The following is a 14978-nucleotide window of genomic DNA, read 5'->3' as shown; positions in this document are numbered from 1 at the left end:
AATGAGAACCGATTTGTCCTTGAATTTCAGCTTCACGTTGTCATTGTAGAACGAAGGCCTGGATTTTTTTCTGCTTTTAAACCTGGGTTTCTCCGCCAGTTTCTGAAAAAACCTCCTGTAGGCGGAGCAGGCGTCTTTCACCGCCTGTTTGGCCACATTATTGGAGACTTCATGAAGCCAGGCGTATTCCTCCCGTTTCTTCATCTGTGTGATTTCTTTTCTCAAGTCATTGTCTGAAATAAACTGCCCTCCTGAGGCATAATTTTCCTCCTGCCGTCCTAAAGTCCAGTTATAGATGAACCGTGCAGTTCCGGCGGACTGGAAAAGCAGTTTTTCCTGGATTTGTGTGGGATATAATCTGATTTTCTTTGCCATGATCATTCTGAAACAGCTCCCCGATGATTGATTAGCCCTGTCAGCATACGGTATCCACGGCTTTCATTATTCTCCCGTATACTGAATACGAATACCAGGCTTTACACTATATTATAGGCAGAGCAGATCATTTTAATCATCTGGAATGAGATTTCTTTGGCGACTTTTTCAGATGGTTCTCGACAGCATCTTCCACAGAAACTGGTTTGAATCAACCTTAGAGAATTTGCAGCTTTTTATAAGGTTTATAAGATTCTGGCAGCTGTTACGTTACCGCCTACCAGTCTTGCTACAGCTAAAATATCTTCGGGGATGGTTATGCCCATTTTTTCAGCTGTGTCTTCATTGACGACAATCACCGGATTTTTCATCGTTGAAATGGAGAGTTCTGAAGGTTTTTTTCCGTCCAGCACTTCCAGTGCCATGAGTCCTGTTTCTCTGCCTAGTTCATAGTAATCCAGCCCGGCGGAAATCAGTCCGCCTGCATTGACCCCTGCATCCTCCGCGCAAAAGACAGGAACATTTTTTTCTGTTGCCAGTTTTATGATGATGGCATAGGCCGAGGCGACTGTATTGTCCGTTGGGGCGTATAATACGTCGATGCCTTCCAGCGCACTGGGCAGTACGGCATTCACGTCGTTAAGATTTGTAATACCCACTTCTTTCAGGGTGAATCCCTGCTTTTCTGCTTCCACTTTCAGCTCATTCACCTGATAGATAGAATTTGCTTCGGATGTATTATAGATGACACCGATGGTCTTTGCTTCAGGAAGCACTTTATTCAGGATTTCCAGCTGAGGACCGATGGGTACACCGTCTGAGGTTCCTGTCACATTTGTACCTGACGATTCAAAGGACTCTGCAATTCCTGCATCCACCGGATCTGTTACAGCGGTGATGATGATGGGAATGTCCTTCGTGGCATTATAAGATGCCTGAGCACTTGGTGTTGCAATGGCAAATATCATGTCTTTTTTTCTGGCTGTAAAATCCTGCGCGATGCTGAGCGCTGTCGGCTGCTCACCTTGAGCGTTCTTATAGTCGATTTCGATGTTCTCTCCTTCAATATAACCATTCTCCTTGAGTACATCCAGAAATCCCTGTCTTGAAGCATCCAGCGCTTCGTGAACGACAAACTGATTGATTCCGATTGAAATCACGTCTTTTTTGCTTTCGCAGCCTGTAGCCCCAAGGGCTATGATTACAGCTGCCGCAGCGATCCATTTTTTTCCTACCATTCTACTTATCCTCCTGATACTACGATTGTTTTCATGAATATTTCATGAATTAACTTATTATATGGAGGAGCGAAGACCTTTGCAAGGAAGAGCCTTGTCCGGTATCCCTTTGAATGTCAAAAAAACGGGTGATATATTAATGGTATTGAGAAATATATAGCGCGAAATTGACTGATTCATACTCCGGGAAAAAATGTAAACAACTATAATATAATATTCTGAAATTTTGATAATATAGAGGAAGCAGGCATCTGAAATAGATACCTGCTTCCTCATGATCCTGTATGTTCTTCTAAACGGATAGGGTACGGTGCCCGATGCCTATGGCAAATTCATTGAGATGAAGAAGTCCGATACTGACATATATGCAGACGGCAATATCTTCTCCCATGCGGACAAGTCCGATTTTTCCGCCCACATTGAGATTGTTGGATCTTTCCAGAATCTGCATGAGTGCATCTCTTGCTGCACCCATCACGGCTCCTTCGGAGGCGTATTCTTCCGGAATAAGTCCTGCTCTTTTTGATGCAACAAGAGCCCGTTCCAGTATTTTTGTGATGCTGATTGAGACATTGCCTCCAATATCTACAGCCGCAGCTTTTGCACCCATGGTTTCAAGCTTTGCGATGAGTTCCTTTTCTTCCTCTCGTGTAGTCAAGGCGAGCCGTACGGCTTCCTTTGGTACATCCAGACTTCTGATCATATAACTGCACCTCTTTATATTACTTTTCTCACCAGGCAGTTCCACTATAGAATCTCCCGGTGAATGCTAAAATTATAGAATTTAAGGTTCCTGCCAGAAAGCATCTCAGCTCTTCTTTCCGCTTTTCCTCATGCTGCGGCTTCCGATGACATAGAAGAGAACAGCAGATAGAAGCATCAGAATGAGAATGAGAAATGCCGCGTACATGAAGAACCATTCGGGTAGGATCTTAATGACCGGGTCAATCCTCGGGTCGAAGATCCAGTAGTCGTTGGAAAAGGCGATTTCGTGGAAAATGACGAATGCTTTCGAGAAGTCCACGATGAAAGGGATCCCCAGAATGACTGGGATGATGAAAGTCAGTATGGCCGCTTTTTTCATGTAGACGAGTTCTCTTTCTCTTCTCTGTCTCATGTAGATGAAGAGAGACAGGATGAGCGTGACTGCAAAGAGAATATAGATGAGGTCGAAAATGACCTTCACTTCATAGAAATGAAATTCTCCCTGCGGGGACATGGCGAGTCCATCAAGCTGAAGCTTTCCTCTATAGAAAGGGTTAAGATAGTCTATGAGGATGTCATAGTTAGAACGGATGAGTCCTCCTGAATATTCTTCATTTAACGCCTGAATCCTGGGAATATTGAAATAGTAGAGAAGTCTTATGTTCAGACCTAGGATGACTGAACCGGAGATGATCATGAGCGAGTTTATAAGTGCATATAGATATTCCTTCATTCTGTGCATAGATCCGGCAATCACAAGGTTATGTCAATTGCCTCATTCACCTCTTCCATTATAATGTCAGACGAGAATGTTCTCGCCTTGTTTCATGAATAATGATATCATGATTTTGTGTCAGATATAAGGCGGGGTAAATGAAAGAAAAAAAGAGATTTTCTTTGATAATGGATGATAAACGGGTTTAATTCGTTTATTTATGCGATATTTAAGAGAAAGACCTTAAAATTATATTTGAAATCAGAATCAAATAAATTATAATAGGAAATAGATGTTAGCACTCTCCTTGTGTGAGTGCTAAAAATACTTTTCTTTAGGAGGAATGTCAAATGATCAGACCGTTAGGTGACAGAGTAGTTTTAAAGAGGCTGGAAGCCGAAGAAACCACAAAATCAGGAATCGTTCTTACAGGAGCCAGTAAAGAAAAACCACAGGAAGCTGAAGTCATAGCAGTGGGTCCAGGAGGATTCATAGATGGCAATAAGGTGGAAATGGAAGTCAAAGTTGGAGACAAGGTGCTATTCTCCAAATATGCGGGAACAGAAGTGAAGCATGATGGTGTAGAAGTCATTGTAGTCAGACAGAGTGACATACTTGCAGTTGTAGAATAGGAGGAAGAGAAAAGTTATGGCTAAGACAATCATATATGGTGAAGAAGCTAGAAGAGCAATGCAGAAGGGTGTAGACATCCTTGCAGATACCGTAAAGGTGACACTGGGGCCCAAGGGAAGAAATGTCGTTCTTGAAAAGAAATTCGGGTCACCTCTTATCACAAATGATGGTGTGACCATCGCAAGGGAAATCGAGCTCGAAGACGCTTTTGAGAACATGGGCGCACAGCTTGTAAAAGAAGTTTCCACCAAGACAAACGATGTTGCCGGTGATGGAACGACAACAGCCACCGTTCTTGCGCAGTCCATGATCAAGGAAGGTCTCAAGAATGTGACAGCGGGTGCGAACCCTATGTTCATCAGACAGGGAATCAAGATGGCTGTAGAAACTGCTGTAGAAGAAATCAGAAACAACAGCATCGCTATAAGAGGCAAGGAAGACATCGCAAGAGTCGCTGCAGTTTCTGCAGGAGACGAAGAAGTCGGCCAGCTCATCTCAGATGCCATGGAAAGAGTAGGCACTGAAGGCGTCATCACCATCGAAGAGTCAAAGACCTTCGGAACAGAGCTTGAAGTGGTTGAAGGTATGCAGTTTGACAGAGGATACGTATCTGCATACATGGCAACAAACACCGAGAAAATGGAAGCTATTCTTGAGGATCCTTATATCCTTATTACAGACAAGAAGATCAATACCATCCAGGAAATCCTTCCTGTACTTGAACAGATCGTCCAGACAGGAAGAAAGCTTCTCCTGATTGCCGACGATATCGAAAGTGAAGCAATCGCTACACTTGTAGTCAATAAACTGAGAGGTACTTTTGTCTGCGTGGCAGTCAAGGCACCAGGATTCGGTGACAGAAGAAAGGAAATGCTTCAGGATATCGCGATCCTTACAGGTGGACAGGTCATATCTGAAGAGCTGGGCAGAGAACTTAAGGATGCTACTTTAGATATGCTTGGAAGTGCTGATTCTGTAAGAATCAACAAGGACCAGACTGTCATTGTAAGCGGCAAGGGTGAAAAATCCGAGATTGAAAACAGAGTGAATGTCATCAAGGCTCAGATCGAAGAAACCACATCAGAGTTCGACAAGGAAAAGCTCATGGAAAGACTGGCGAAGCTTGCAGGCGGCGTTGCTGTCATCAAGGTTGGTGCCGCATCAGAAACAGAGCTAAAGGAAAAGAAACTGAGAATGGAAGATGCTCTTGCTGCAACCAAGGCTGCAGTTGAAGAAGGCATCGTAGCCGGTGGCGGAACAGCATACATCAACGTCATGGATAAGGTCGGAGAACTGACAAGCAATGATCCAGATGTGCTTGTGGGCATCAACATTGTCAAGCGTGCTCTTGAAGAGCCGCTGAGACAGATCGCATTCAACGGCGGGGTTGAAGGCTCCGTAGTCATCGAAAAGGTCAAGAACAGCGAAAAGGGTATCGGATTCGATATTCTGACTCAGCAGCTTGTTGACATGGTCAAGGTTGGTATCGTAGATCCAACTAAGGTAACAAGATCTGCACTTCAGAATGCAGCATCAGTTGCTGCAACATTCCTGACAACAGAAGCTGCTGTTGTAGACATCAAGGAACCAATGCCTGCGATGCCTGCGCCAGATATGGGCGGAATGTACTAGTCACAACAAAAAGATAAGAATTTTAAAAGCGATGCGAAAGCATCGCTTTTGTTCTTATAAAAATGTTAAGTTGATTAAACAAAATGTAAAATTGACTTGACTTAATGTATAGTCTATTTTACAATATCAATATAAAGAAGGGGGCTGATTTCATGCCTATCGAAAATCATATCAGGGTATTCAGGGCGAAAGAGGGATTAACGCAGGAAGATCTGGCAAAGAAAGTGGAAGTGACGAGGCAGACGATCATTTCACTTGAGAAAGGAAGCTATACGCCTTCTCTTGAACTTGCGTTTAAGCTGTCAGAAATATTTGAAGTGTCGATCGAAGAAATTTTTTATCAGGTGGAGGATGCAAAATGAAGAAAACACGTAATGGAACAATACTTGGAGTGCTGCTTGTCTGGACAATTTACTTCTTTCATTTAACACGAGACCTTTTTGATGAAGCTCTTGCTGAGAAGATAAATGTACCTTTACGATTTGGAACTTTCCTGTTCACGGCAGCCATACTGTTTGTTATTCTCTTTCTCATGCTCAAAAATTCAGTAAGAGACAAAAAACCTGCCGGTTTTATGGACCGCATGCGAGCGAATTCAACCATAAGCGAAGAAGATGAAAGAGAAAAACGGATATCAGCAGATGTGACGAAGAAAAACTATGTATCCATTTCCAATTTCATCATCATTTTCATGATGGTTTTCCCTATGTTTACAAAGGGTCAGATGTTTACGATGGATCACATCCTGATTTTCGTTGCAGTTTTTGTGACCATCGAGAGCATGATGTTCTTATACCGGTTTTATAGATTATATAACGCGTGACATTTTCATAAAGGCTATGATGAGCGATACGGAGGTGTCGCTTTTATTTTTAAAATATTTTTCAAAAATACTTGATTACTCAAATATTATGTAGTAAAATAAATTTAAGTAAAAAATATTTGAGTAATCAGGAGGTTCACTATGCAGTACATGGATATCTTTCTTCAGAAGTTCGGTCTCACCCGGTATGATGTTTTCCAGAGGACGGGGATCTCGCAGCAGACGCTCTCCAGCGCCAATAAAAAAGATCCTGAAAGCTACTCCGGAAAAATTCTCAATGCGCTCTCAGCCGCCACAGGAATTACACCGGGTGAAGTGCTCGATGCGCTGATCAGAATCAAGAAAGGCAATGATCACTTCGTGGTCAGAAACTGGGAGGAGCTGAAGCTCGCTGTCGATTCTCTGAAACCTGAGTTTCATGTCATTGGCGAATTCACGGATATTATGAAGGAAGTCAAATCAGGACAGCTTTCCGATACAGCCAGAATGGGAACGGAGCTAGGAAGCGGCGGAACATCCGGTCTTATCGAATCCCTCTACTATTTCGTTCACAGACAGCTCAGCGGAGGAAATAAGGACGAGGAGAAAATGAAGGACAAAGTCAGTAAGCTCTATTACATCATCCTCATCGATGAGAATACTGTAGCGCTGAGACTGAAATCACTGAGCTATTAGGAATTAACGGAAGGGTAACCTTCCTTTTTTCTTTTTCTGAATGATTTTCTGAAATGGCAGAAAGATGATGAAAATATTCATCAGGATTATTTATCCGTTCGCTGCATAATTATCATCTCCTTTTCCATAATGTGAATATCAAAGGGAAAGGAGCTGAGTTAATGACAAAGAGGAACAGGAAAAGGGGGTTTTCACTGGTTGAGCTTCTCATCGTGATCGGCATCACCGGAGTGCTCATGGCCATGTCTGCACCAAAATACCAGGGTATGGTGGAAAAGGCCAAGGAGATGGAGCAGAGGTCGCATGTAAGAGAAGCGCTGAACTATATCGATATCCATAATCTGGAAAATACAAAGATTGCGGAGACGACTGTATTAAAGGAAGTGACTGGCGTAGGAAACGGATTTATTGAGGTGCTGGCAGATATTGAAGACAGGTATCAGTCCATGCAGGTGTCGGTTTTAAGAAAGTTTGCAGATGGAGATTCAGTGACGAGCGCTACGAAACTCATCGCAGGGTAGGGATACTATGGTAGGCTTTTTGAGTATTCTTTTACCGGTAATCGGTGGTCTTTCGGGTGTCCTGGTCCTTCGGGACACCATGAAGTCAAAAATGGAGCTGACGATTCCATTCATCATTACCCTTTCACTTGCATCACTCTACTTCCGTTTTTCAATCATGGAAATCATCTTCTATTCGGTCTTTCTATCCAGTGCTGTTACAGATGCCCACAGCGGCAGAGTCTATAATGTTTTTCTCTATCTCATGGCCCCTTCTGCGCTTTACCTCTTTTATGAGACAAGAAGCTATATTGCAGGGGTGTTCATGATTCTGATTCCGATTTACAGAAGCAGCAGGAAACTTCAGTTCTATTTTGGAGAGGGGGATCTGTGGATCCTCCTCTTCATTTCTATGGCCTTCGGACGGAATGTGTTCTACACCTTGTTCTATGCTTCCTGTCTGGGGCTCATCTTCTCTCTGGTCAGAATGAAAAGGGAAGTCTATTTTGTTCCGTTTCTCTTTCTGGGTCTTCTGATTTCTCAGATCGAAATAATCAATAACTTATTCGGCATTTAGGTATGGATTGTACAGTTATGAAGGTTTTCAATTATTAACCTGTGAAGAATAACACAATTCCTGCAGAATGTGTTTGACATTGGAGATGGGGATGACTATAATAAGCTTTAATAAAAAAAAACAGTTACTCGTATAAGCTCCTGATATGGGGGGGCGTTTCTACCGGAAGCCAATGTAATTTCCGCCTATGAGTGACAGGGTGCTCTATTTAGCATACCCTTGTCACGCATGTGATTTCGGGTATGCTTTTTTATATTTTGAGGAGGACGAAATGGGAAAAATTATCAAAACTGCCTATACTTTCGATGATGTACTGCTGGTGCCCAATAAATCTGAGGTGCTGCCAAAGGATGTTTCCATAAAGAGTCAGCTGACAAAGAGCATCACACTGAATATTCCGCTGATGAGCGCAAGTATGGATACTGTAACAGAATCCACCATGGCCATCGCCATGGCCAGAGAAGGCGGCATCGGGATCATCCATAAGAATATGACCATCGAAGAGCAGGCTCATGAGGTGGATATCGTCAAGAGACAGGAAAACGGCGTCATTGTGAATCCTTTCCATCTGACTCCTGACCGAAGCATCAAGGAAGCCAATGAACTCATGAGACGTTACCGTATCAGCGGTGTGCCCATAACAGAAGAAGGGAAGCTTGTCGGCATCGTAACCAACAGAGACCTGGTCTTTGAAACCGATTATGAAAGACCCATCTCAGATGTCATGACCAAAGAGAACCTCATCACAGCTGTAGAAGGCACTACAATAAATGAAGCAAAGGAAATCCTCAAGAAGCATAAGATCGAAAAGCTTCCACTTGTGGATGCGGAGAATAACCTCAAAGGACTCATCACCATCAAGGATATCGAAAAGACAAGACTCTTCCCGAATGCTGCAAAAGATGCTAGAGGAAGACTCCTCTGCGGAGCGGCAGTCGGTGTTACTCATGATACAATGGAAAGGGTTAAGGCTCTTGTTGAAGCCGGAGTGGATGTCCTCATTCTCGATACTGCCCATGGACATTCAGAAGGTGTCATGGAAGGGGTAAGAAAGATCAAGAAGGCTTATCCTGATGTTCAGGTCATCGCAGGAAATGTGGCGACAGCAAAAGGCGCTAGAGAGCTTGCAGACGCCGGAGCAGACGCTGTTAAAGTTGGGATCGGACCTGGCTCCATCTGCACCACAAGAGTGGTATCAGGCGTTGGCGTTCCTCAGCTTACAGCAGTCATGGACTGTGTGGAAGCTTTAGACGGAAGAGGAATCCCTGTCATTGCAGACGGCGGAATCAAGTACTCCGGAGACATCGTAAAGGCACTTGCCGCAGGAGCTGGAGCGGTCATGCTCGGATCCATCCTTGCAGGATGTCATGAGTCACCTGGAGAGATTGAAATCTATCAGGGCAGAAACTACAAGGTCTACCGCGGTATGGGCTCACTGACCTCCATGAACAAGGGATCAAGCGACAGATACTTCCAGGAAAATGCCAAGAAGCTTGTTCCTGAAGGCGTAGAAGGAAGAGTTGCCTACAAGGGACCTGTTGCGGACACCATCTTCCAGCTGGTCGGAGGAATCAGATCCGGTATGGGATACCTTGGTTCAAAGGATCTTGATACACTGTTCAATACAGCCACATTCGTTGTGCAGACAGCCAACGGTTTAAAAGAAAGTCATCCTCATGATATCTACATTACAAAAGAAGCACCGAACTACAGCAATAAGGAAGTTTAGGAGAATATATGGAAAACAATATGATTCTTGTCATCGATTTTGGTGGTCAGTACAATCAGCTGATTACAAGAAGAGTCAGAGAAGCCGGTGTCTACAGCGAGCTGATCTCCTCAAAAACACCCATAGAAACCATTAAAGAGAGAAATCCCATCGGAATCATCCTGACAGGAGGTCCAAACTCAGTATATGAGGAAGGCTCCATGACCATATCCGAAGAAATCTTCAGTCTGGGGATTCCGGTACTTGGCATCTGCTACGGTCATCAGCTGATGACCCATAAGCTGGGAGGCACAGTAAAGACAGGAAGCATCAAGGAATACGGTAAAACGGACATCGTTTATGATACAGAGAGCACCATCTTTGAGGGGCTTGAAAAAGAATCCACTGTATGGATGAGCCATGGAGATGAGGTTGAATCCGTACCGGAAGGCTTTAAGGTGGGTGCTTCCACGAAGGACTGCAAGATCTCAGCCATGGAGAACAACGAAAGAAAGCTCTACGGACTCCAGTTCCATCCTGAAGTGGTACATTCCGTGCTGGGAACAGAAATACTTTCAAACTTCATCCATAAGGTCTGTCAGGCGGAAAGAACCTGGGAGATGAAGGACTTCGGTCTTCAGAAGATCGAAGAGATCAGAGCGAAAGCAGATGGCAAGAAAGTGCTCTGTGCGCTTTCCGGTGGAGTTGACTCCTCCGTTGCTGCTGTTCTTGTCCATAAGGCAATCGGAAATGACCTGACCTGTATCTTCGTGGATCACGGCCTTCTTCGCAAGAACGAAGGGGATGATGTGGAGAGGATCTTCAGAGAGAGATTCAAGATGAACCTCATCAGAGTCAATGCACAGGAAAGATTCTTAAGTAAGCTTAAGGGTGTTGAAGATCCTGAAAGAAAGAGAAAGATCATTGGAGAAGAATTCATCAGAGTCTTCGAGGAAGAGTCCAATAAGCTTGGTAAGATTGACTACCTCGTTCAGGGAACAATCTATCCTGACGTTGTGGAATCAGGAACTGATACAAGCCAGGTCATCAAGAGCCATCATAATGTCGGCGGTCTTCCTGAGGATATCGAATTTGAGCTCATAGAGCCCTTAAGAGAACTTTTCAAGGATGAGGTAAGAGTACTTGGAGAAGAACTGGGTATTCCTCATGACCTGGTCTACAGACAGCCTTTCCCAGGACCTGGACTTGGCATTAGAGTTCTTGGAGAAGTCACTGAAGAGAAGCTTGAAATCGTTAGAGAAGCGGACCATATCTTCAGAGAAGAGATTGCGAAGCACAATCTGGATCAAACCATCTGGCAGTACTTTGCAGCACTTCCAAACGTAAAGAGTGTTGGTGTTATGGGTGATGGAAGAACTTACTCTCATCTCATTGCATTAAGAGCTGTACAGTCTACTGATGGAATGACTTCAGAATGGTCAAGAATTCCTTATGATGTTCTGGATGCCGTTTCAAGAAGAATTGTAAATGAAGTTCCAGGAGTCAACAGAATCGTTTATGACATTACCAGTAAGCCACCCTCAACTATTGAGTGGGAATAAGAGCTAAAGCTACAAACCTTTGATAAACAAGAGAATATGACTTTAGTCAGGTGTCTATGATATTTTTCTTTTTTTAGGATATCATAGACACTTTTTTAGGTTATTTTTCAATAAAATCGAAGGGAGCTATGACAATGAAAAAAGGTATATCAAAGGGAGTCCAACAATTCAAATCCGAACAAAGGAGGATAGAGAAAACATTTACTGAAGCGTATCAAGAGTACATGCATACACTTAAGAATAAAGGACGATCTGAAATAACAATCAAGACGTATGCAAATCATATGAAGTACTTTAGCAAGTTCACTGGTGACAACATATTGTGCAAGGATATCAGGGAGGAAACTTTAAATAAATATATTGATTATTTGAGCGAGAAAGGTATTAAGTCAACCTCGATTAATAGTTATATACAGAATATTAGTCCAATAATTAAGTACTGCATCAAACAAGGATATATTGCTAAGGATTTTTTAACACCGTACGTCAAAGTTCAAGAGGAATTTAAAGAAATTCTTACAGAGGAAGAACTAAATGTTTTGTTACAAAAACCTAGAAATAAGGAATTTGCTACAGTACGAACTTATACAATCGTATGGGTATTAGCTAGTACAGGGATTCGTGCAACCGAATTAAGGAATTTGAAAGTTAAGAATGTCGATATCCTAAACAGGTCTATTGCATGCAATAACACAAAGAATAGAAAAGCTAGATATCTCCCAATCAGTAATTCTTTAGCTGAGGTACTATATGAGTACCTTAGTCAAAGACAAGGCGAGGGTGAAGAGTATTTGTTTCCTACGGTATATGGAGATATAATGAGTAGGACAACACTTCAAAAATCTATATATATGTACTGCAAGGAACGAGGAGTTGCAAAAAGAGGCATACACATACATAGACATACTTTCATAACTAATAGCGTCAACAAAAATGTATCTCCACTGATACTCAAGGGCATTACAGGTCATTCTACCTTTAAAGAGCTTAATCATTATTACAATTCGAGTACGACATCAATGATTGAGATAATTGATGATATTGCACCCAATATTAATCAAAAAAAATCACAATTTAAAAAGAGATAAACAGAAAGGGAGGATAATATAATGAAAACCATTGAAATTTTAACTAACAATCTTAAGTTTGAGGTAACTACACATGTAGAGTATGGTAATTTGCACATTAAAATAGAAGATCCATTTGAAAAGTCAATCGGTGAGATTATTTCACCTGAGGATATAAGAGAGTTAATACAAGGCTTACAACAAGCTCTTGAGATTAACAATGAAGATGAAGAATAAATAAACAAAGCTCTTATAGTGTATTGCTATAAGAGCTTTTGAATATAAAAGATTTTTGGACATGATATAATTATACTTTTCTGTAGTCTGAGTTGTATTTTACAAAACTTATAGTAGTGTTTTAAGCAGTATATTGAGCTCTAGCAGCTTCCAATATGAAATATCAGATAAATGCCTATCAAAATAATTTAACGCTGTGAGAAGCTTAAATGCGTGCTAAATGATTATATACAAAACAGTTGTTTTATCGTTTTAGAGTAATAATTAAGTGAAGATTTTAATTTGACAAATGCTTACCTGAAAATGATCTCAGGATCTTATTGATACAACTCCCTCAATCTAGGTCTTAGTGTGTATTTTAGTATTTGAATCTTATCACAACAGGTGATACTAATAATCCCACCGATTCTTATAGGCTTAAACTCTTTCTTACAATACAAGCATTTAATTTTAATCACCTCCTTTTAATATAACTATTAAAAATAAAATAGAATGGCATATTAAATAGTAAAATGATTTAATAGATTATGACATAATCATTAGAAAGAGAATGTTACTTTAATACATTTTTTCAAAATTGACCAGACTTCTGCTGTAAATGGGGTTTCAATTAATAGTCCATTTACCTTATGGTAGGCTTGTGATTGAAAGTATAAAATCGTTATATTGACTGTTTAGTGTGTGTGGATGTGAGAGGGTAATTAGTTGAAGAAAGTATAAGTAGAGGGTTTGGTGGATCATAACTTATATATTTCAAAGAGATTGATTTTAAAAAGTTCTTTCCTAAAGCTATGAATATAAATACGTATTTTTATATCAATTAATTGATTGTGATATAGTGTTGAAATAATTTGTATTATTATTCTCTCAACTAACAAATAAAACTTTTATAATAGATATCATTTGCACATCTTGTTGAGTTAATTTATAATGGTAGTATTCTCAAAATGATAATGCAATATTTAATAAAAGGATGATGTTATGGAAGAGAAAACAGAATTACGGATTATGCCAGATAATTACACTGAGATATTTACTGAGGGATTATTCATCAAAAACTACAGAGAGTTTTGTAGTTTATTAGGATGGAAACCAACAACAGGAGAAAGCAAGAAGTCTCAATTCAGAATGATTGACAGGTATTTAGACTATGAGAGAATAGGGAATGCATTTGTCATAACACTTGTAAAAGAAACGCCAGATGAGATTGTAGACGGTAGAGAATCGAACGGTAGTGAAAGTATATATGGAGAATTTCTAGAAAAAATACTGTATACAATGCTTATAAATAATAAAGAAAAAACATTAACAACAAGTAGAGTAGGTTGGCTTAACATTTTAGGAATGGTTAACTCTCAGTTTGTGAAATGCAATACTTCAGAAACAGAAATTAATTCGATAGCTGACATTTTGAAAATTAATAAAAGAGAGGTTGAAGATTTTGTTGAGAAAATCAGTACAAACCTATGGGCATCCTTTGAAAGGGTTTTATTAAAGTTAGAGAAAGAATCTATTATTACTCAACAAAACACGCTCATTTACTGGTATAAGCCGCTTTCAATAAATGAAAATAAGTTTGTAGAGTACAAGAACTATTGCTCTACATCAAATGAATATTCAGAGTACAAAAAGATTGAAAAAGACGAACTTAACTCAAGAGGTATTAAAGACGAAAGAGAACTCTATCAGAAGTATTCGCATCAAGTCAATCAAGTACGTAAAGTTATTTCCAATAAAGTTAACAAACATTTTGGGTGGCATGGTCACTATAAAGCTAAGACAATCTCATTAGATACCAAGCAAGTAAGAAAAATAAATGAAATCAGTAATATACAAGATGAGATACTAAAGTTAAATGAAAAAGTTATTTTTAGAAATACTCAAATTGCTCATAACAGGCACGAAAATTCGATAAAAAGAGTACTAATATATAATCTTGATCCAGAAAGCTTAGAATTAATATCGTATAGTCCGGAACGTTATTCGAGTGAATTAGATGAAGAACAAAGCTATATAAAGTATAAGATGGCACATTACTATGCAAAAGAAACCTATCTAACTAATCATAATGCTTTATTAAACAGGTTGATTAAATACAATAAATAGCAAATCAAAAAAGTTGTCTATAATCAATGCATATAAAAAGAAGTATTTTATATACATTGATTATAGACAACTTTACTTTAAATTGCAACTGCCTCGAGTTCGTATTCGGTGAGCTATGCGAAACCGATAGAATCTCGTAACACGATGCGTAGCGGAAGCGGAGTGTCGGGTAAGGCAACTGAGCGTAGCGGAAATCGGAGCGAAAGGCGGCAGATCATGAATCATTGAGTCAACCTAAAACATAGAGTTAATGAACCACACATTAATAATCATTCAGATATGGAGTTGGAGAGGTTTGATACATCAAGGATATGTTACCCTACATTAGATACAAAACCTCATACAGCTTAACGTAGTGAGCAGAATTCATATGCAAGAGGATATGTAGGATACCGATAGAACAGTTCTGCGAAGGCTGTTTAAGG

The 14978-nt window shown here is 40.5% G+C and carries 16 protein-coding genes and 1 riboswitch; of the genes, 12 read left to right on the top strand and 4 right to left on the bottom strand.

Annotated elements, in window-relative coordinates; genetic code table 11:
* The 4 genes from RTX25_RS13310 to RTX25_RS13295 form a co-directional block, all read right to left on the bottom strand.
* Positions 1 to 381: transposase (locus tag RTX25_RS13310; RefSeq protein ID WP_312654401.1), on the bottom strand; the 381-nt coding region annotated here is incomplete at its 3' end.
* A gap of 239 nt (positions 382 to 620) precedes the next feature.
* Complete coding sequence (locus RTX25_RS13305; RefSeq protein WP_312654400.1) at positions 621 to 1613, bottom strand: ABC transporter substrate-binding protein; 993 nt, start codon at positions 1611 to 1613, stop codon at positions 621 to 623.
* A gap of 292 nt (positions 1614 to 1905) precedes the next feature.
* Complete coding sequence (locus RTX25_RS13300) at positions 1906 to 2316, bottom strand: HutP family protein (protein WP_312654399.1); 411 nt, start codon at positions 2314 to 2316, stop codon at positions 1906 to 1908.
* A 105-nt stretch (positions 2317 to 2421) separates the two neighbouring features.
* A complete protein-coding gene (locus RTX25_RS13295; RefSeq protein ID WP_312654398.1) occupies positions 2422 to 3051 on the bottom strand; it encodes a TIGR01906 family membrane protein in 630 nt (209 codons plus the stop codon).
* Positions 3052 to 3383: 332 nt separating this feature from the next.
* Between RTX25_RS13295 and groES the strand changes: the two genes are divergently transcribed.
* The 12 genes from groES to RTX25_RS13235 all read left to right on the top strand — a co-directional run bounded on the left by groES (position 3384) and on the right by RTX25_RS13235 (position 14553).
* Positions 3384 to 3665, top strand: a complete 282-nt coding sequence (groES, locus tag RTX25_RS13290; protein WP_312654397.1) for a co-chaperone GroES — start codon at positions 3384 to 3386, stop codon at positions 3663 to 3665.
* 16 nt (positions 3666 to 3681) lie between these two features.
* Positions 3682 to 5298, top strand: a complete 1617-nt coding sequence (groL, locus tag RTX25_RS13285) for a chaperonin GroEL (protein ID WP_312654396.1) — start codon at positions 3682 to 3684, stop codon at positions 5296 to 5298.
* Between the two features lie 152 nt (positions 5299 to 5450).
* Positions 5451 to 5660 carry a helix-turn-helix transcriptional regulator gene (locus RTX25_RS13280; RefSeq protein WP_312654395.1) on the top strand — a complete coding sequence of 70 codons (210 nt, stop codon included), beginning with the start codon at positions 5451 to 5453 and terminating at the stop codon, positions 5658 to 5660.
* Entirely contained in the window at positions 5657 to 6121 is a 465-nt protein-coding gene (locus RTX25_RS13275) for a hypothetical protein (RefSeq protein WP_312654394.1), read from the top strand. The genes RTX25_RS13280 and RTX25_RS13275 overlap by 4 nt, the downstream gene beginning before the upstream one ends.
* 141 nt (positions 6122 to 6262) lie before the next feature.
* Positions 6263 to 6796: a helix-turn-helix domain-containing protein gene (locus tag RTX25_RS13270; RefSeq protein WP_312654393.1), complete on the top strand. Its 534-nt coding sequence runs from the start codon at positions 6263 to 6265 to the stop codon at positions 6794 to 6796.
* A 161-nt stretch (positions 6797 to 6957) separates the two neighbouring features.
* Positions 6958 to 7317, top strand: a complete 360-nt coding sequence (locus RTX25_RS13265) for a type II secretion system protein (RefSeq protein ID WP_312654392.1) — start codon at positions 6958 to 6960, stop codon at positions 7315 to 7317.
* Between the two features lie 19 nt (positions 7318 to 7336).
* Positions 7337 to 7873, top strand: a complete 537-nt coding sequence (locus RTX25_RS13260) for a prepilin peptidase (RefSeq protein ID WP_312654391.1) — start codon at positions 7337 to 7339, stop codon at positions 7871 to 7873.
* A 108-nt stretch (positions 7874 to 7981) separates the two neighbouring features.
* Positions 7982 to 8081, top strand: a riboswitch (purine riboswitch).
* A gap of 63 nt (positions 8082 to 8144) precedes the next feature.
* Positions 8145 to 9602 (top strand): IMP dehydrogenase, encoded by a 1458-nt coding sequence (gene guaB / locus RTX25_RS13255; RefSeq protein WP_312654390.1) that lies wholly within the window; start codon positions 8145 to 8147, stop codon positions 9600 to 9602.
* An 8-nt stretch (positions 9603 to 9610) separates the two neighbouring features.
* Positions 9611 to 11143 carry a glutamine-hydrolyzing GMP synthase gene (gene guaA, locus RTX25_RS13250; protein ID WP_312654389.1) on the top strand — a complete coding sequence of 511 codons (1533 nt, stop codon included), beginning with the start codon at positions 9611 to 9613 and terminating at the stop codon, positions 11141 to 11143.
* A 134-nt stretch (positions 11144 to 11277) separates the two neighbouring features.
* The gene (locus tag RTX25_RS13245) at positions 11278 to 12231 is read left to right on the top strand and encodes a tyrosine-type recombinase/integrase (protein WP_312654388.1); all 954 of its coding nucleotides are present in this window, start codon (positions 11278 to 11280) and stop codon (positions 12229 to 12231) included.
* A 21-nt stretch (positions 12232 to 12252) separates the two neighbouring features.
* Positions 12253 to 12447 (top strand): hypothetical protein, encoded by a 195-nt coding sequence (locus RTX25_RS13240; RefSeq protein ID WP_312654387.1) that lies wholly within the window; start codon positions 12253 to 12255, stop codon positions 12445 to 12447.
* Between the two features lie 981 nt (positions 12448 to 13428).
* The gene (locus RTX25_RS13235; protein WP_312654386.1) at positions 13429 to 14553 is read left to right on the top strand and encodes a hypothetical protein; all 1125 of its coding nucleotides are present in this window, start codon (positions 13429 to 13431) and stop codon (positions 14551 to 14553) included.
* Positions 14554 to 14978 lie beyond the last annotated feature (425 nt).

Origin of the sequence: Proteiniclasticum sp., from assembly GCF_032054185.1 — a bacterium.
Classification (GTDB): Bacteria; Bacillota; Clostridia; order Clostridiales; family Clostridiaceae; genus Proteiniclasticum.
The sequence above is the reverse complement of the archived record's forward strand: the minus strand, read 5'-3'. Positions and strand labels throughout refer to the sequence as shown.